We start from the raw sequence: 18,496 nt of genomic DNA on the forward strand, positions 1-18,496 counted from the left end.
ATTACGGGAGCTTTGATTGTAGGGATGCTTATAATAGGGGGAATGAATTTAAAATGGTTTATTCCCGTTGCGATACTCGGGGTTTCGGGGATTGTGTTTATGATTTTAACCACCCCTTGGAGACTTACGAGAATGCTTACTTTCTTGGATCCTTGGGCGGATATTCAAGGCGCAGGATGGCAGATATGCCAATCTCTCATGGCTCTTGGTTCAGGAGGGTTGCTCGGAAGAGGTTTCGGACAGGGAAAGGCGAAACTTTTGTTTATGCCTGAGCCTCAAAACGATTTTATATTTGCTCATATAGGAGAGGAAATGGGGCTTGTTTTCAGCATTATTTTGATAGCGGTTTATTTATTTCTTATTTGGAGATGTATAGTAATCGCTCTTAATGCGCCGGATTCTTTTTCGATGTTGTTCTGTGGCGGAATGGCGGGGCTTCTTGGTATGCAGGTATTTATAAATATCGGTGTTGCAACGGCCCTTTTGCCTGTAACGGGTATGCCTCTTCCTTTTGTCAGTGCGGGAGCTTCCTCCCTTATATCCCTTATGTGCGGTATGGGAGTGGTTTTGAATATTTCAAAGCACTGTAATATTTAAAAGTTGATTTAAATATAAAATGTATATGGAAATAAGATAAGTTAAACTGTTTATATCATGTTTATACTTGTATAAAAAAACGGATAAGCAGAAAATTTATAACAACGAAACCTTTAAAGATCATATCTTCTATTTGAGTATACTCAAATAGAAGTTTGTCTTTTTTATAATATGTAAAAGACTTTTGTTTTCTGGTTTTATATTGAAGTTTGATTTTAAGGCAATTGTCGTTTTTACTTTAAACAAAGGTGTTTTACTTGTAAAAGGAGAATATTATGAAGATATTAATAGCCGGAGGAGGCACGGGAGGACATATTTATCCCGCTGTTTCAATAGCAAATCAAATAAAATACGAACATCCCGATGCACAGATAATTTTTGCGGGAAGAGAAGATTGTATGGAAGCGGATATTGTTCCCAAAGCGGGATACGAGTTACATAATATAAGAATATACGGATTTGAAAGATATTATTCGAAGATTCAAAAGGCTTGTGTTTTTGTGAAAATGTTCAGAGGGTTTAACGATGCCAGAAAGCTTATAAAAAAATTTGATCCCGATGTGGTTATAGGAACGGGAGGATTTGTAAGCGGTCCCGTTGTACTTGCCGGTGCATTAAAGGGAAAACCAACTCTTATACATGAGCAGAATGCCGTTCCCGGATTTACCACTAAGACTCTTTCGAGATGGGCGAGAATCGTTTGTTCCAGTTTTGAAAACACAAAGGATTTTGTTTGTCATAAAGACAGGGTTGTTCTTACGGGGAACCCGGTAAGAAGAGAGTTTGGATTGTATACAAGACAGATAGCGAGAAAAACTCTTGAACTGGACAAGGACATAAAAGTCATCGTTTGTTTCGGGGGAAGTTTGGGAGCAAAAAATCTTAATGATTCCATGCTTTCTTTGATAGAAAAATATAAAAACAGAGATGATGTGTTTATTTATCATGTTACCGGCAAAGCCGGGTATGAAGAATTTCTGGAGAACGGTAAAAAACAAGGCTTGAACTTCGGGGAAATACATAATGTACAGATAAAAGACTATGTTTACGATATGCCTCTTTTGTTAAATGCCGCAGACTTAGTGATAGCAAGAAGCGGTGCAGGAGCCATTGCGGAGATTACCTATGTGGGACTTGCGGGGATATACGTTCCTTATCCTCTTGCAGCCGATGACCACCAAAGAAAGAACGCCGAAGAAGTGGAAAAAGCGGGTGCTGGAATAATGATATTGGATAAAGAACTTACCGGAGAAAAGCTTACGGAAGAAGTTAGCGGTATACTTGAAAATGAAAGTTATTTGAAGCAGATGAGTTATAAAGCAAAGGTTCTTTCAAAGAAGGACAGCGCAGAGCTTATCGTCGATGAAGTTGAGAAACTCGTTTAAAGTCATGTTTTTATGGTTTGTTTGACAGGGGTTTTGCTGCCTGTTTTATATTACTTAAAGTTTGTTTTGAGTATTGTCGGATGTTTGTTTTGGGATAAATGCATATGACCTATTGCTTAAACTTCTATTTTGTGAAATACTATCACATTACTTTTTCATAATGAATATTATAAATTAAACAGTTGTGGGAGGTATCAGATGGGAAGTTACATGATAGAAGGCGGCAGGAAATTAAGCGGAGAAATACAGTTGCAGGGTTGCAAGAATGCGGCTCTTCCTATATTGGCGGCGTCTGTTTTAAATAAATCTGAAAATATAATACATAACGTACCGGACATAAAAGATGTGGATATAATGCTTAAGATGCTTAGGGATTTGGGATGCAAAGTAGAGAAAAAAGGAAATACTGTGATTGTCGATTCCCAAAATATAAACAAGGTCAGTTTAAACGAAGAGCTGCTTAGGAAGATGCGTTCTTCCATTATATTGATGGGGGCGGTACTGTCCTTAAGGAGAGAATGCAGTTTTTCCATGCCCGGAGGATGTGATATAGGACTAAGACCCATAGACCTGCACATAAAGGCTTTGAAAGAGTTTGGATGCAGTGTTTCGGAAGAAAACGGGATTATAAACATAAAAGGTGAAAAGCTTAAAGGCAGAAACATACAGCTGGATTTCCCCAGTGTCGGAGTGACCGAAAATATAATTTTGGCTTCGGTTTTGGCAGATGGGGTTACTGCCATAGGAAACCCTGCAAAAGAGCCTGAAATAATAGATTTGCAGAATTTTTTGAATGGAATGGGTGCAAGAGTGTACGGTGCCGGAGGAAACACCGTATACATAGAGGGCGTAAAGAAACTTAACAGAAGCGAATATACGATAATGGGTGACAGGATAGTTTGCGGAACTTTTATGTGTCTTGCAAATATAACCGGTTCGGATTTTTTTATAAGGGATGCAAAGCTTGATGATATTAAAGCTGTATATTATAAACTCAGTGAAAGCGGAGAGAAGTTTAAGATGTATGCTGACGGAATACATGTACAGGGGGCAGAGAGAGTAAAATCCGTAAATTCTCTGATAACCTTGCCTTATCCCGGATTTCCGACGGATATGCAATCGCAGATGAGCGCCATGCTTTCCGTTGCCGACGGGGTGAGTATAGTAAGCGAGACGATATTCGAAAACAGGTACAAATATACCTGTGAGTTAAACAGGATGGGGGCGAATATGCGTGTAAGCGGAAAGACTCTTGTGATAAACGGGGTAAAAGAGTTGTCTCCCGCACAGATGTACGCTCAGGATTTAAGAGGAGGCGCAAGTCTTGTCATTGCCGCTTTGGCGGCTGAGGGCAAGAGTTTTGTACACGATATATATCATATCGAAAGAGGGTATGAGGATTTTGATAAAAGAATAAGGTCTCTTGGAGGCAGTATAAAAAAGATTGATTAGGATGTATTGAATATGGGTAAGAGTTACTATGAAGCACATACTTACAGACCGAGAAAAAGAAGAAGAAAGAGAAGAAGCAGGTTTTTCAACTCAAAATCTATGCTTATTATTTTAATACTTATAATCATAGTTACCGGTGTTATATTCGTAACTACTTCGGATTTATTTAATATAGAAAGCGTTGAGGTCGAAAACGTTCAGGTTGCCAACGAGAACGAGATAGTGGCTAGGAGCGGAATAATAGAGGGAGAAAATATATATTCTTTTTCGGCTTCGAAAGCGGAAGATGCCATTGAGGAAATAACGGTTATAAAGAAAGCAAAGATACACAGAAGATACCCGAGTACCATAGTAATAGAAATAGAAGAAAGATCTCCGTTTTTTATAGTTCAGGACGGAAAGGAATTTTTTGAGGTGGATGAAGAGGGGAAGGTACTTTCTTCTTCCGACACTCTCGTAAGATATGATGTTCCTTTGGTTACGGGAATAAAGGTTAAGGATATAAAAAAAGGAGTGGAATTGTTTAAGCTTGAGGATATAAAACTGGATACGTTAAATCAGGTTTTTGCATTCTTGAAAGAGAAGGAACTTTTAAAAAGCGTTTCGCAGTTTTATGTTTCGAAAGACGGGAAATACAACTTGTATTTTTCAAACGGAAGTGTTATTCAGTTTGCAAATTTTGCCGCGTTTTCTTACCATGAGGATTTTGTGGTATATTTCATAAAAAACATGGATATGAAGCAAAGAGTCGAGTTAATAGAAGGGGTAAACCCAATATATAGTAAAATATAGTGCAATTAGTCAAATATGTAGTAAAAATAACAAAAAAGTGTTGCATATATTTAAAAATAATATTAAAATAGAATATAATTAGTTTACTATGTTTAGGAGGAGTTATTATGCCATACGAAATGGAAGATATACATATGGGTAATTTTGCTGATATAAGAGTAATCGGCGTTGGCGGAGGCGGAAACAACGCTGTTAACAGAATGATAGAAGGCGGACTTCAAGGAGTCAGATTCGTAGCCGTAAACACGGACGCACAGGCTCTAAGCGAGTCTTTAAGCGAAAATAAAGTTCAAATCGGAGATAAAACCACAGGAGGACTGGGTGCCGGTGCAAATCCACAGGTAGGTCAGGAATCTGCTGAAGAAAGCAGCGATGATTTGAGAAAAATAGTGGAAGGAGCGGATTTATTGTTTATTACTGCCGGAATGGGCGGCGGTACGGGAACCGGGGCAAGTCATGTTATTGCAAAAATAGCAAAAGAACTTGGTATATTAACCATTGCCGTTGTAACAAGACCGTTTTCTTTTGAAGGAAAAGTCAGAGCTTCCAATTCGGATTTGGGTATAAGACTCTTAAGAGAACATGTAGATGCGTTGGTCGTAATTCCAAATGAAAAACTTCTTAATCTCGCAGACAAAAACACCACATTTAAAGATGCTCTTAAACTGGCTGATGATGTGTTGTCGCAAGGTGTAAGAGGTATTTGTGATCTAATCGGTATTACGGGTATTGTAAACTTAGACTTCTCTGACGTTAAGACGATTATGAAAGATGCAGGCATGGCGCATATGGGCGTAGGTTACGGAACAGGTGAAGACAAAGCCGTAAACGCCGTTACGGAAGCCGTAAAATCTCCTCTTCTTGAAACGAGCATAAAAGGTGCTACGGGTGTTATTATCAACATCACAGGTGGGGAAGATCTTTCGTTGTTTGAAATCAATAAAGCCGCAGAAATAGCAAGAGAAGAAGCCGATCCCGATGCCAATGTTATATTCGGTGCGGCAATTGACCCTAGCTTGGAAGACAGTGTAAAAATTACCATTATAGCTACCGGATTTAACATGAAAGCAAAGAACGGACAGCTTGTGGATATTGTCGAAGAAGACACCGAAATCAAAGAAGAACCTACAGCAGAGAAAAAAGAAAGTAAAAATGACTGGGGAGATATTCCTGATTTCTTAAAAGATTCTCTTTCTAGAAGAGACAGAAACGATTTTTAATGAAATTAAAAGACCGCATATTGCGGTCTTTTTTGTTTTTATTCTTCAGTATTTTAAAATTTTAATACGGGGTGATTTGCTTTTATCGGTATTGTTTTGTTTTTGATTTATGTTGATATTGTGTTTTGTTTGTGAGTGTTTTTATATTATGCAATTAGGAATATAAACTGTCTTAAAAGGAAATAATGTATTCCTTCTGTTTTGTTTTTGTAAAAAGGGATAAGAAAGACGGACTTTGTTTAAATATTGTTTTGATATTGAAAAAAATAATGTGTAGGACTATAATTATTATAAATAAAAGCTTTGGAAAGTAGGGTGATAAAAATGAAAATAGTGGCGGATTTACACACTCATACGAATGTATCTCATCATGCTTATTCGACAATCATCGAAATGTGTAAAGGAGCGAAAAAGGCAGGTCATATTGCAATCGGAAATACCGATCACGGTCCGGCTATGGAAGACGGGGCTCATCAATGGCATTTTCAATCTCTTCAGATGTTTATTCCGAGAATTCTCGAAGGGGTTTATGTTTTAAGGGGTGCGGAAGCTAATATTTTACAGCCTGACGGAAGGCTTGATATTCCCGATCACGTTTTGGATACGTTGGATTATGTAGTTGCATCGATACACAACGAGACATTTTTGGAAAGAGATCCCGATAGAATCACTGAGATAATGTTAAAAGTTCTTGAAAATCCGAGAGTCGATATTTTGGGGCATTTGGGTTCTCCTGCATTTAAGTTTGATTACGAAAAGGTAATAGCGAAGTGCAACGAATACGACAAAGTGGTGGAAGTTAACAACAATTCCTTTTATGCAAGAAAAGGAAGCAAAGAAAACTGTCTTGAAATAGCAAAGCTTTGTAAGAAATACGAAGTTCCTATTTCTGTGAATTCGGATGCGCATTTTTGCTTGGGAGTCGGAAAAATCGACAGAGCGAAAGGGATAATCGAAGCGGCTGACTTCCCTGAGGAACTTATTATAAATGCAAGCGCAGAAAACTTGCAGAATTATTTTATGAGAAAAAAAGGACTTGATATCTTGGGAGAAATAGAAAGCGGAGAAAATCATACTTTGGATTAAGAATTAAAAAAGAAGCCTTTTGGCTTCTTTTTTTGTTTATCAAAAAGTTTTTAGATTTTCCTTTAAAGAGCGAAGGTTATTTTTCTAAAGCTAAAAAATTATTACATATATTATCAATCTTTCTTTTTAATATCAATTTTATTTTTTACAGCTTTTTACTCTTCTCCTAACTTTCTATTCATGGGTACTTTTCCTTACATCCGGCTTTTTTTGACTGTTTGCTGTAAAAAAAACAGCTGAGTTTTACTTTAAGGGTAAAACATAAGAAAGTGAAAATTTTAAACAATATGGGCGATTGGCTTATAAAAATTGAGAATACAAAAGTTTATTTTAGAGATAATTTTATAATTTGGATTAATTTGTTATACATAAAAGGATACAATTTAGTTGAGCTTATAACGCACTGAGGTTTTATGGAAAATCTATCTGATTTTCTCATGAACCGATGCTACCGCCACTTCATTTTTCAACGCAAGGGGCTGGGATAGATTTTTCGCCAGTAAAACTCGGACAGAGTTTTACGCAGGCGTCAAAATCGTTAGAGCACCACCCAGTGGTGCCTTTATTCCAAATATTTGGGCGAGCAAATATTCGGTTGGGTGTAAGGGATGAAACCCCTTGAGAGGGTATTAGGGGCAGCGCCCCTAGACTTAAAACAAGGTGGTGTTGATAAAAAAAGATAAATATGATAATATAAAAGATAATATTTAACAGGAGAGTATTATGAAATCAAAAACAAAGCAGTTAATCGCAAGAATTATTGTTGGTTTTCTGGTAGTGCTTATGGTTCTAGGAGCCGTTTCGCCATATATTTTCGGTGCAGAAAAATATAAAAAATATACGAATGAGGATCTTCATATAAGTATGAAGATTCCCTCTTCAGCAAAGAAAGACATGGAAAGGTTAAGCGAGAACTCGAGGGAGTTTCCGGTTAATTTTCATCTTACCGCGAGAATAACTTACGGAGATATATACGATGAAGTACTTGATGACAATAAGCTTGATAAGAAAGAGCTTAAGAGAAGACAGGTATATATAGAAAGTAATTTTGTAAAAGACACATGGAACAACGAGGAGTATATCTCAAAATATTTTAAGGGTATACTGGCGGATGCAAAAAGCGAATACAGGTATAAAATTTCAAAATCAAATTTAAGCGGTATTCCCGCATGGAAATGTCATTATGAAGGGAAAAGCACCAAAAGCGAAGGTTACTATTATTTGACGGTGACAAACGGGGGGCTTTATGTTCTTCAGCTTGACTGTTATCTTGAGGATATTTCGAATTATAGATCCACAGTAAATAAAATAAAGGATTCTTTTGAGATTACGGATTTGGTTATACCGACTCAAAAAGAGATGACCGAGATAACCAAAGAGGAGAAAAAAGATACGGTAAAACCACAAAAGACCGATAACAATGCAGCAGCATCTACAAAAGAAGATACAGTAAAAGATAAGGAGAGTGCAGGAATAGTCGTGTTTGATTATTTCTTGATTGGACTTGTCGCAATTGCCTTTGTAGGTTCTATTGTGGCTTATATTGTAAAGCAGAAAAAATATAAAAAGATGAAAAATGAAAGACGTAAAATAAGAGTAAAAAGAAGAAATAATGATAAAATGGAATAAAATTATAAAAAGAAGTTTTAAACTTCTTTTTATTTTAATATAATTAAGGTAATGATATATAAAGGAGAAATGTATGGGCTACTGGGAAAGCAGAGGACTGAGGGGAAGCGAGTTTGAAGATCTTATAAACAGAACGAATAAAGTATATTTTGACGACGATTTGGCGGTTGTTCAAAAAATCCCTACATCCATAAAACCCGTCAGGCTGGACAGCGAAAGAGGAGTAATCTCTCTTGCCTATTTTGATGAAAAGAGTACTGTGGATTATATGGGAAACGTTCAGGGGATTCCCATTTGTTTTGATGCAAAAGAGACAGGGCATAAAAGTCTTCCCATAGCCAATATTCATGAACATCAGGTTAAGTTTATGGATAAATTCGATATGCAGGGAGGAATTGCTTTTCTGCTTGTACATTTTAAATTTTGCGATGAGTATTATATATTGGATACAAAAACTTTGATTAAGTTTTACAATGATGCGCTAAGGGGAGGGAGAAAGTCCATTCCTTACAGTGCTTTCGATAAAAAACTCAGAGTTTATACTGATACTAAATATCCTCTTCATTATTTAGAAGGGGTAAGCACATATTTGGATATAAAGGAGAAATCTTATGATTAAAATAAACTTAGGGGGCAGTGAGGTGATTAACGTTGAAGAAAACACCGCCATAAAAGATATTGTAGATTTGAGTAAAAACGACAATCCCGTTGTTGGAGGGTTGGTGGACAATGAGGTTGAAAGTCTCTCTTATAAGTTGGTTAGGGATTGCTCTTTGGAATTTGTTCATTTAAATTCGTCTTTGGGAAAGAAAATATACGAAAAGACTCTTCTTTTTCTGCTTGCTGTAAGTTCAAAGCAAGTTTTTAAGGATAGAGAAATTTCCATCGGTTACTCTCTTGGGGGAGGGGTATTTTTTGAATATACCGATGAAAGCGATTTGAGTGAAGATGATATCAGACGTCTTAAAGAGGAGATGAGTAAACTCATTGAAAATGATATAACTATAACGAAATTGAAAGCCACAAAAAAAGATATGAAAGCTTCAATCGACAAAAATATTTTCCTTACGAACAAGGAGCTTGTGGAATATTTGGATGACGGATTGTTGACTTTATACGAGCTTGGCGGCGCTTACGGTTATTTTTACGGAGATCTTCTTCCTTCGACGGGATACTTAAAAGTATTTGATATTTTAAAATATCATCACGGGGCGATACTGCTGGGGTGTGATAAATCAAATACTGATAAAGTCCATGTGTTTTACGATAATCCAAAACTGTTCAAAGAATATGAAGAGTTCGACAAATGGCTAAAGGACGTAGGGGTTACGAACATTGCTTCTTTAAACAGAAAAATAGAAAGGAATGAAATAGGGGAAATTATTCTTGCAAGCGAAGCAAGACACGAATATTTAATAGCAAAAGCCGCAGATAAAATCATTACGGACAAACATCAAAAAAGGATAATCTTAATAGCCGGTCCGTCATCTTCCGGTAAGACGACGACTTCAAAGAGATTGAAAACCCACCTTATGGCAAGAGGACTTAGTCCTGTTACACTGGGGTTGGACGATTATTTTTTAGACAGAGAGCTAACGCCCAGAGACGAAAACGGAAAACCTCTTTACGAATCCATAGAAGCCATAGATATTCCTTTGTTTAATGAACATTTGATAAGGCTTATAAGAGGAGAGGAAGTGGAAATGCCTATTTTTGACTTTAAAGAAGGCAGAAGAAAGAAAATAGGAAGAACGATAAAGATAGACGGTGATAATCCGATTATAATAGAGGGGATACACGGTTTAAACGAAAGGCTTACTCTTAATATTGCAGATGAGAACAAGTTCAAGATTTACATTTCGCCCTTTACCGTAATGGGAATAGATCAGTACAACAGGATAACGACATCAAAGATAAGAATGCTGAGAAGAATAGTAAGAGATGCCGGATTCAGGGGAAACAGCGCAGCAGATACGATAAGGATGTGGGAAGATGTAAGAGCAGGCGAAAAAGTTAATATCGTGCCTTACAGGGAAGAAGCGGATTATATAATAAACTCGACTCTTTTGTATGAAATTCCTGTGTTAAAGAAATACGCTTATCCTTTGTTGAAGGAAATAGGAAAGGATAACAAATATTATTACGAAGCGAAACATCTCCTTGACTTTCTGTCTTTTTTCAAGGTCATAGAAAATGAGGAGTACATTCCCGGGGTTTCTCTTTTAAAAGAATTTATCGGAGGAAGTTTTTATAATTAAAAAGACCATGAAAACATGGTCTTTTTTATATCAAGTTTCTTATTTTTTCGTATACGTCATTTACTTTTTCCATCAAAGTCATTATACAGCTTCCGTCTTCATGTTCATTTAATATGTCCAAAAGATCCTCGGATATAAGTTTTGCTATATCTTCGTTTTCTTTTGTCAGTTCGTCATATTCCATATCGACGATTACCGAAATGTCGGTTTTAAAATCATCTACCATATAATTGCCGTCGAGGAATTCTTCCATAAGCTCAATAATTTCATTTACCATATAAACACCCCGTCATATTTGAATTTATTATATTATATCACATATTTTTTTAAAAGTTACTTTAGTATATGAATATTTTAAATTAATTATTTTCATTTATTTGGGGTATTTATACCATATATATGTTTGTAGAGGGGTTTGTTAAATACATTGGTAATTTATATTATGGAGGATTTTAAAGAGGTTTTGTAAAACCTTAAAGCTAGGGGTATATATTTTTTATTTCTTTCATATATTTTATTATAAAAGAATTGGAGGTTTACGTTAATGAGCAGAAAAAACATCTGGTTTATAATCATAACAGTGGCTTTGGTTTTGATTCTTGCCGTATTTGCCGTGTTTTCCGGATTGAAAAAGGATAATAAAGCAGATATTTCGGGGGAATATAAATTGCAGAAAGTAGCTGTGGATAAAAAGGAAGTGGATTATTCGAATCTTAACTTTTACTATGTATTTAACAATGATTCTACCGGAAGTATAATATTTGAGGACGTTAAGTCTGACTTTACATATGAGCTGAAAGAAGAGGATAATCAGCTTTTGCTTGTAATAAAACAGAATGATGACAATGTGCTTACCTATGGGATTACAAAGGAAGATAACGGAATAGTGATATCCCATGATACGCTCGGTAAGCTATACCTTTTGAAAGAAGAAGTTCCCGAGAGTTTAAAACAATAATTATTTGTGGCTTTGGATGATAAATAAGATCATAATCCAAAGATAAAATCACAAAAGAAACAATTTAAAGAATGCCTTTATGTGAAATTCTTTTATTAAACGGAATTGTTTTTATTTATGATTTAATTTATTTTCAGATAAAATGAGCGAAATTATGAAAAGGAAAAAAGACTGCACTCTTAGTGCAGTCTTTTTTGTGTTTTGTTAAGTTTACGTTGTTGTTATTAAGTATACCTTTTGTATAATATAAAATTTTCATAAATATACGCATAATATTATCATATTTTATCTATTTATGCAAAATATATCGTATTTTTACCTTTTTTCTCATGTCACATAAAGTATACATTAAGAGACGGTATCTTTATTCGAGGACCTAAAAAACGGGCAGGAATATATCTTATAGATTGCAAGAGTACTTCTTAATGTTCCTTTTAAAGATGTGAGGAGTATAGGATGAGAGGCAGAAATACTTTTAAAATACTGTTTGGAATTGTTCTTTTTATAGGTATCGGTTTTGGAGTATTGTACGGATACAATAAAAGTTATGAAAAAAAGGTCAATTTGGATTTCGTGGAAAGAGGTATTATGGCACATGCCTGCGGAGCTATTGACGGAATCGATTATACAAATTCAAAGGAGGCTCTTGAACTTTCACTGGATAAAGGCATAAGATACGTAGAGGTGGATTTTTCTCTTACAACGGATAATAAAATAGTCGCAATTCATAAATGGAATAAAGATTCTTACGAAAGACTTGGAATAGAATATAAAGGTGAAGATAAGCCTATTTCTTATGATGAGTTTATGAACTGCAAAATAGAGAATAAATATACTGCAATGGATTTTGATGATGTTGTAGCTTACATGGAAAAATATCCTGATTTATACATTATGATTGACATAACAAAAGATTTGGATATTGGTATAACGGAAAAAATGTACAAAATAATGTCGGAAAAATTAGCCCAAAAAAATCTTACGGACAGAGTTGTGGTGCAGGCGGGTACGAAAGAGATGTTTGATACCATAGATAAAATATACAAATTCCCTTACAAACATTTCTATATTTTGGAAAAGGATTATAATAATAAAGATAAATTTAAAGATATATTGGCTTATATGAACAGTCACGAAGGGTTTATTTCTGTGGGGGCTCATAAAGATTATACTGACAAAAGTTTTGTGAAAAAGATTCACAAAAACGGATATTATTTCGGAAACTTTCCTATAAACACTACAAAAGAAGCGAAGAAATTTTATGATATGGGGGTAGATTATTTGTGTACTGACGATCTGTCTTATAATGAGCTTAAAGATTTGAAATAAAATTATTTTATCACTGTTTAAATATTGTTTAGACATTCAAAATGATTTATAATAACCGGTATAATATCACTGGGCTGATTTATATCGGTTTGTTTTTTAGGAGGAAATAATGTCAAAATTCAGTGTCAAAAAACCCCTTACAATATTTGTTGCGGTGATAGGTATTATAATACTGGGAATAGTGTCTTTTACGGAGATGACTCCGGATTTGCTTCCTAACATCAACCTGCCTTACACCGTAATTATGACATCTTATCCCGGAGCCAGTCCGGAGAGTGTTGAAAGTACGGTCACAAAGCCGCTGGAAAAAAGTGTTGCGACTACGGAAGGACTTAAAAATATAACCTCATCATCAAACGAAAATTATTCTCTTGTGATGCTTGAGTTTAACGAAGATGTAAATATGGATTCGACCGTGGTGGATTTGAGAGATAAGATATCCATGGTACAGAGGGCTTGGCCGGATGAGATATCCACTCCTTACATACTCAAGATGAACCCCAACATGATGCCTGTAATGGTAAGTACGATAAGCATGAAAGGTGTTGACACAAAAGAGCTTTCATCTTTGCTTGAAGAGAGTATAATCCCTTCTCTTGAAGGAACGGACGGAGTTGCCAGTGTATCTACAAACGGAATGCTTTCTGACAGCATAAGTGTTGTTTTGAGCGAGAAAAAGATAAATGATGTAAACGACAAAATAATCGACGCCGTAAACGGACAGTTTGCAAAGGGAGAGAGTTCTCTTGCCGCAGGGAAGTCGCAGATAGCAGGAGGAGAGAAAGCTCTTAAAGCTCAGTTAAAGGAGCTTAATAAGCAGCTTAAAAATCTGAAGACCGCAAGGAACCAGCTGGAAGATTTGGGAGTAACAATCGAGGAGCTGGAAGAGAACAAGAAAGAGGTAGACAGCTCTGTATCCCAGTTATCGGTTTTGGATAAAAACATAAAGCAGCTTGAGGAAGCTTTGAAGTATGCGCCTGAGGGCAGCGATGAATACAACCAGATAATTGCTGGGCTTAACGAGATAGATTCTCAACTTGCGGGTATGGGGCTTAAGAGAAAAGATGTTTCTTCGGCGCTTAAAAAAGCAAAAGCGGGACAAAAGAGCATAAACTCTGCCCTTGATAAGATAGACGAAAACCTGAAGAAGAGCGGCGCAGACAGAGACAGTCTACAGGTGAAGATACGGGAGATAGAAGACGGAATAGATTCCATAAACGCAGCCATACCTCAGCTTACGATTCAGCTTTCGAACCTTGAAAACGGAAAGAAAGAAATCGCAAGCGGAGAGAGTGAGCTTAAAGAGGCAAAGAAGACAGCTCTTGACAAAGTCGATATGTCTAAAACGCTGACAAAAGACATGATTTCGGGTATTTTGACGGCGCAGAATTTTTCCATGCCTGCGGGATATGTAACAGAAGAGGGTGTGGATTATCTGGTTCGTGTGGGGGATAAATTCAAAAGTATAAAAGAGATGAAAGACCTCACGATTATGGATATGGGGATAGACGGATTGGACCCTATAAAACTCAGCGATGTGGCGGATGTTATGCTTACCGACAACTCCGATTTGACCTATACAAAGGTAAACGGAGAAAACGGGGTGATTATTTCTTTCTCAAAACAGTCAGATTATTCCACCACGGGAGTTACGGAGAATATAAACAAGAAATTTGAGCAACTGGCAGAAGAGAATCCTGGGCTTGAATTCACGCCGTTGATGGATCAGGGGGATTATATAAACATAATAGTCGATTCTGTTTTAAATAACCTTATAGTCGGTTCAATCCTTGCGGTACTTATACTGATATTATTTCTTAAGGACATAAAGCCTACGGCTGTCATTGCGGTATCGATACCTATAAGTGTTTTGTTTGCGGTGGTTTTGATGTACTTCTCGGGAATTACCTTAAATGTAATATCACTGTCGGGGCTTGCTGTCGGGGTAGGTATGCTAGTAGACAACTCCGTTGTTGTTATAGAGAATATATACAGGCTAAGAAACAAAGGTTACAGTGTAATAAAAGCTTCCGTTTCCGGTGCGGTACAGGTTGCGGGAGCGATTACATCATCAACCCTTACGACCATATGCGTATTTCTTCCTATAGTTTTCGTAAAGGGAATTACAAAGGATTTGTTTACGGATATGGCTCTTACAATAGGATATTCCCTTATGGCGAGTTTGATTGTGGCGCTGACACTGGTACCTGCAATGTCTTCAAAGATGTTTAAAAAGACAAAAGACGTTAAACATCCGTTTTTTGACAAGATGCTTGGTAAGTACAGGGTTTCTGTCACATGGGCTTTGAATCACAGGCTTTTGGTGATTTTGGTTTCTGTCGGTACATTGATACTCAGTTTTTCCCTTGCGGGACTTAGAGGCTTTTCTTTTATGCCTGAGGTGGAAAGTACACAAATCAGCGTAAGTTTAAAAATGCCTAAGGATACGCTTTTGGAAGATACCATAAAAACCTCCGATACTGCCATATCAAAAATAAGGAAGATAAAAGGGGTTGAGACTGTGGGCGCGATGCTTAACTCTTCCGCTTCGTCGGATATGGCGGGGATGAGTATGGGAAGCAGTGAATCGAACAGTGTTTCAATGTATGTGCTTTTGGATGAAGACAGTAAAGTGTCTTCAAAGAGCGTTGCGGATGAGATAGAAAAATCCTGCGAAGATTTGGACTGTGAAATAAGCGCATCGGGTTCTTCTTCCATGAGCGATACTTCTTCGGTTTTGGGAGGAAGCGGAGTAGCGCTAAAAGTATACGCCGATGATATTGATACTCTTAAAGAGGCATCAAAAGGAATAGCAAAGAAAATTGAGAGTGTAGAGGGAGTGGATGAAGTTGACGACGGACAGGAAGAGAACACCCCTGAAATAAGCGTAAGCATAGATAAGAGCAAGGCGGCAAAATACAATTTGACCGTGGCTCAGGTTTATGAAAAGCTTGCGGGAGTGCTCACAAAAGAGAAGACGTCGACTACCCTTGCTTTAAAAGACAAAGAATATGATGTGATAATAAAAAACGACAATGCGGATAAAATCGACACGGACTACATTAAAGACTATAAAATCGGATATACGGACAGCAGCGGCGGAGAAAAGAGCGTAAAACTCAGTAAGATTGCTGATATAAGCACATCGGAAAGTTTAAATTCGGTAACAAGAGACAATCAGAAGAGGTACATTAACGTAAGTGCTTCTTTAAAAGACGGATACAACGTAAGCCTTGTTACCAATGACGTAAAAGAGGCTCTAAAGGATTATAAACTTCCGCAGGGAGCAAGCATAGAATACAGCGGTGAAAACGAAACGATAATGGAATCTATGTTTGAGCTTGTTAAAATGATGTTGCTTGCGATTGTAATCATTTATCTTATCATGGTCGCTCAATTCCAATCTTTATTATCGCCGTTTATAGTAATGTTTACAATACCTCTGGCTTTCACCGGAGGAGCCCTTGCTTTGTTCTTATTCGGAATGGATATAAGCGTAATTTCCATGGTGGGTTTTGTAATGCTTTCGGGAATTATAGTAAACAACGGTATCGTTTTGATAGATTATATCAATCAGTTAAGAGGGGAGGGAGTAGAAAAAAGAGAGGCTATTGTGGAAGGCGGAATGACCAGAATGCGACCTATATTGATGACAGCTCTTACCACTGTTCTCGGGCTTTCTTCTATGGCCCTTGGAATAGGTACGGGAGCGGAAATGATGCAGCCGGTTGCGGTTGTATGTATAGGTGGGCTTATATACGCCACATTCATGACTCTTTACGTAATACCTGTGCTTTATGATATATTCAACAAAAAGGATATTGATATAATAAAAGATGAAGATCTTGAAATAGTGGAAGAATAAAAAAAGAGACAGAATAGTTCTGTCTCTTTTTTAGTGGTTCATTATATAGTCTGCCGTGTCTTTGTCGATTACGAGAGTGTCGATGTAATTTCCTTTCAGTGCCGCAAGCAATGCTTCGTGTTTATCCTCTCCTCCTGTGATACACACGAAATTTTTGCTTCGTTTGATGGATTCTATATCGATACCCATGACTCTGCTGTTGAAATCGCAGTCTATTTTTTTGCCGTTTTTGTCAAAGTAGTTTAAGCATATATTTCCGACTGCGCCTTTTTCTTTCAGTTCGTTGTAATCTTTCGGATTCAAAAATTGCTGTTGATCTTTCAGCATTGATGTCGATGCCGCCATAAGACCCACGCTTCCGAGTATTATGTCGCAGTAGTTAAAAAGATTGAACAGTTTTTTTAGGCTGTCTTCCTTCATCAAGGTATCTTTCGTTTCTTTTTGAGATACGAAAGTAGGGGCGAACATATAGAATGCTTTGGCGTCTATCTTTTCGGCAAAGTTTTTTGTTATGTCGTTCGTAAGTCTGGTATCGCCGAGGTTATTTAAACTTCCAACCAGCTGAAGGGCTTTGATGTTTTTGTACTTCCCTTTAAGGACAGGGAAGTAATTGACTGTGTTGTATATGGTTCTTCCCCAAGAAATACCTATTGTGAGATTATCTTCGAGCAAATCCGTCATCAGTTCTACTCCAGCACGTCCAAGAGAATGGAAAAGGTCCTCGTCTTCCTGAGGTTGAGCGACCATGACTCTTTTCAATGAAAATTTCTTTTCGATTTCCGATTCCAAATTGATGAGATACTCTTCGTAACCTTTGATATTTATGTCAACGATTCCAAGCTCTCTGCTTTTCTTCAGCAATCTGTTTACTCTTTGCCTTGACATATGTAACCTTTGTGCTATTTCACTTTGGGTCAAATCTTGCTTATAATAGTAATATGCTATCTTTGTAAGTACTTTTTCCTCTACAGCCATGACTTCCTCCATAACAATTGTTATTTTATTACAGTATAACACAAAATGAGCAAATGTGTTAAAAAAAGTTATGAAAAATTTGCAGGTTTGTATGTAAACGTATATTTTTGTTGTGTTTTTTTACATATTGCTTTACAATGAAGCCATGGAGATTATATTTTTTTAAATATAATGTAAACGAAATCATTACCTTAAGTGACATTTTAATTGTTTCTTTTAAGGTAAAATCATTGTAGGAGGATTTAAAATTATGACATTTGAAGAAAGAAAGAAAGACAAAAAATTTATGCTTGAAGTATTGAAGACGATGCTTACTTCAAGACACTTTGAACTGAAGGTAAACGAAATGTTCATGGCCGGACTTATTCACGGTACGACACATTTGGGCGTTGGAGAAGAAGCGTGTCATGCGGGAATAAGCATGGGACTTGAAGCGGAGGACTGGATTGTTCCGACTCACAGGGGACACGGACATTGTTTGGCAAAAGGAGCCACTCCTTACAATATGTTCTGTGAGTTGTTTGCGAATTACGAAGGCGGATGCAAAGGACTTGGCGGTTCGATGCATTATATAGATTTGGATCATTGCAATCTTGGAAGTTCGGCTATAGTAGGGGCAGGGGTTCCTACGGCGGTTGGCGTTGCTTTTGCTCTTAAAAAACAAGGCAAGAAAAACTGCGTTGCTTCATTCTTCGGAGACGGAGCATCTAATCAGGGGATGGTTTTGGAAGGAATGAACCTTGCAAGTATATGGGAAGTTCCTCTTTTGTTATGTTGTGAAAACAACAGATACGGTATGTCTACTCCTGCAAAATTCACGGTTCCCGTAGAAGACATAGCCGTAAGGGGCGAGGGATTTAACATCAAATCGAAGGTAGTTGACGGAATGGACGTACTTGCGGTAATGGAAGCGGTAATGGAAGCGAGCGAATACTGCAGAGAAGAATGTA

15 protein-coding genes are annotated in these 18,496 nt (G+C 37.0%); 13 read left to right on the forward strand and 2 right to left on the reverse strand.

Annotated elements, in window-relative coordinates:
* The 9 genes from QZ357_RS08995 to QZ357_RS09035 form a co-directional block, all read left to right on the forward strand.
* Nucleotides 1–597 (forward strand): FtsW/RodA/SpoVE family cell cycle protein (locus QZ357_RS08995; protein WP_290776354.1); only part of this gene is annotated, 597 nt, incomplete at its 5' end.
* 275 nt (nt 598–872) lie between these two features.
* Nucleotides 873–1,982: an undecaprenyldiphospho-muramoylpentapeptide beta-N-acetylglucosaminyltransferase gene (gene murG, locus QZ357_RS09000; RefSeq protein ID WP_290776356.1), complete on the forward strand. Its 1,110-nt coding sequence runs from the start codon at nt 873–875 to the stop codon at nt 1,980–1,982.
* Nucleotides 1,983–2,180: 198 nt separating this feature from the next.
* Nucleotides 2,181–3,434, forward strand: coding sequence for a UDP-N-acetylglucosamine 1-carboxyvinyltransferase (murA, locus tag QZ357_RS09005; RefSeq protein WP_290776357.1), 1,254 nt, complete (start codon nt 2,181–2,183; stop codon nt 3,432–3,434).
* A 12-nt stretch (nt 3,435–3,446) separates the two neighbouring features.
* On the forward strand, nt 3,447–4,226 hold the full coding sequence (locus tag QZ357_RS09010; protein WP_290776359.1) for an FtsQ-type POTRA domain-containing protein: 780 nt from the start codon (nt 3,447–3,449) through the stop codon (nt 4,224–4,226).
* Nucleotides 4,227–4,333: 107 nt separating this feature from the next.
* Nucleotides 4,334–5,446 carry a cell division protein FtsZ gene (ftsZ, locus tag QZ357_RS09015; RefSeq protein WP_290776360.1) on the forward strand — a complete coding sequence of 371 codons (1,113 nt, stop codon included), beginning with the start codon at nt 4,334–4,336 and terminating at the stop codon, nt 5,444–5,446.
* Between the two features lie 324 nt (nt 5,447–5,770).
* Complete coding sequence (locus QZ357_RS09020; RefSeq protein ID WP_290776361.1) at nt 5,771–6,532, forward strand: phosphatase; 762 nt, start codon at nt 5,771–5,773, stop codon at nt 6,530–6,532.
* Between the two features lie 723 nt (nt 6,533–7,255).
* Entirely contained in the window at nt 7,256–8,161 is a 906-nt protein-coding gene (locus QZ357_RS09025; protein WP_290776363.1) for a hypothetical protein, read from the forward strand.
* Between the two features lie 73 nt (nt 8,162–8,234).
* Entirely contained in the window at nt 8,235–8,780 is a 546-nt protein-coding gene (locus QZ357_RS09030; RefSeq protein WP_290776364.1) for a Holliday junction resolvase RecU, read from the forward strand.
* Nucleotides 8,773–10,419, forward strand: coding sequence for a nucleoside kinase (locus tag QZ357_RS09035; protein ID WP_290776366.1), 1,647 nt, complete (start codon nt 8,773–8,775; stop codon nt 10,417–10,419). Before QZ357_RS09030 ends, QZ357_RS09035 begins: the two co-directional genes overlap by 8 nt.
* Nucleotides 10,420–10,444: 25 nt before the next feature.
* Here the strand turns inward: QZ357_RS09035 and QZ357_RS09040 are convergent, their stop codons facing one another.
* Entirely contained in the window at nt 10,445–10,696 is a 252-nt protein-coding gene (locus QZ357_RS09040) for a hypothetical protein (protein ID WP_290776368.1), read from the reverse strand.
* Nucleotides 10,697–10,963: 267 nt separating this feature from the next.
* Here QZ357_RS09040 and QZ357_RS09045 point away from each other — a divergent pair, with 267 nt between their 5' ends.
* The 3 genes from QZ357_RS09045 to QZ357_RS09055 all read left to right on the forward strand — a co-directional run bounded on the left by QZ357_RS09045 (nt 10,964) and on the right by QZ357_RS09055 (nt 16,571).
* The gene (locus QZ357_RS09045; RefSeq protein WP_290776370.1) at nt 10,964–11,377 is read left to right on the forward strand and encodes a hypothetical protein; all 414 of its coding nucleotides are present in this window, start codon (nt 10,964–10,966) and stop codon (nt 11,375–11,377) included.
* A 456-nt stretch (nt 11,378–11,833) separates the two neighbouring features.
* The gene (locus tag QZ357_RS09050) at nt 11,834–12,706 is read left to right on the forward strand and encodes a glycerophosphodiester phosphodiesterase family protein (RefSeq protein WP_290776371.1); all 873 of its coding nucleotides are present in this window, start codon (nt 11,834–11,836) and stop codon (nt 12,704–12,706) included.
* Between the two features lie 109 nt (nt 12,707–12,815).
* Nucleotides 12,816–16,571: an efflux RND transporter permease subunit gene (locus tag QZ357_RS09055; protein ID WP_290776372.1), complete on the forward strand. Its 3,756-nt coding sequence runs from the start codon at nt 12,816–12,818 to the stop codon at nt 16,569–16,571.
* A gap of 30 nt (nt 16,572–16,601) precedes the next feature.
* Here the strand turns inward: QZ357_RS09055 and QZ357_RS09060 are convergent, their stop codons facing one another.
* Nucleotides 16,602–17,546, reverse strand: coding sequence for a sugar-binding transcriptional regulator (locus tag QZ357_RS09060; RefSeq protein ID WP_290776374.1), 945 nt, complete (start codon nt 17,544–17,546; stop codon nt 16,602–16,604).
* A 250-nt stretch (nt 17,547–17,796) separates the two neighbouring features.
* Between QZ357_RS09060 and QZ357_RS09065 the strand changes: the two genes are divergently transcribed.
* Nucleotides 17,797–18,496 (forward strand): thiamine pyrophosphate-dependent dehydrogenase E1 component subunit alpha (locus QZ357_RS09065; RefSeq protein ID WP_290776375.1); only part of this gene is annotated, 700 nt, incomplete at its 3' end.

Origin of the sequence: Anaerofustis sp. (genome assembly GCF_019420015.1) — a bacterium.
In the GTDB taxonomy this organism is placed as follows: Bacteria; Bacillota; Clostridia; order Eubacteriales; family Anaerofustaceae; genus Anaerofustis.

Excerpts from the sequence above, each read along its gene's own strand:
- QZ357_RS09045 (WP_290776370.1), top strand. The coding sequence starts at position 10,964 with ATGAGCAGAAAAAACATCTGGTTTATAATCATAACAGTGGCTTTGGTT.
- QZ357_RS09055 (WP_290776372.1), top strand. The coding sequence starts at position 12,816 with ATGTCAAAATTCAGTGTCAAAAAACCCCTTACAATATTTGTTGCGGTG.
- QZ357_RS09025 (WP_290776363.1), top strand. The coding sequence starts at position 7,256 with ATGAAATCAAAAACAAAGCAGTTAATCGCAAGAATTATTGTTGGTTTT.
- murA (WP_290776357.1), top strand. The coding sequence starts at position 2,181 with ATGGGAAGTTACATGATAGAAGGCGGCAGGAAATTAAGCGGAGAAATA.
- murG (WP_290776356.1), top strand. The coding sequence starts at position 873 with ATGAAGATATTAATAGCCGGAGGAGGCACGGGAGGACATATTTATCCC.
- QZ357_RS09060 (WP_290776374.1), bottom strand. The coding sequence starts at position 17,546 with ATGGCTGTAGAGGAAAAAGTACTTACAAAGATAGCATATTACTATTAT.
- ftsZ (WP_290776360.1), top strand. The coding sequence starts at position 4,334 with ATGCCATACGAAATGGAAGATATACATATGGGTAATTTTGCTGATATA.
- QZ357_RS09030 (WP_290776364.1), top strand. The coding sequence starts at position 8,235 with ATGGGCTACTGGGAAAGCAGAGGACTGAGGGGAAGCGAGTTTGAAGAT.
- QZ357_RS09010 (WP_290776359.1), top strand. The coding sequence starts at position 3,447 with ATGGGTAAGAGTTACTATGAAGCACATACTTACAGACCGAGAAAAAGA.
- QZ357_RS09040 (WP_290776368.1), bottom strand. The coding sequence starts at position 10,696 with ATGGTAAATGAAATTATTGAGCTTATGGAAGAATTCCTCGACGGCAAT.
- QZ357_RS09050 (WP_290776371.1), top strand. The coding sequence starts at position 11,834 with ATGAGAGGCAGAAATACTTTTAAAATACTGTTTGGAATTGTTCTTTTT.
- QZ357_RS09035 (WP_290776366.1), top strand. The coding sequence starts at position 8,773 with ATGATTAAAATAAACTTAGGGGGCAGTGAGGTGATTAACGTTGAAGAA.
- QZ357_RS09020 (WP_290776361.1), top strand. The coding sequence starts at position 5,771 with ATGAAAATAGTGGCGGATTTACACACTCATACGAATGTATCTCATCAT.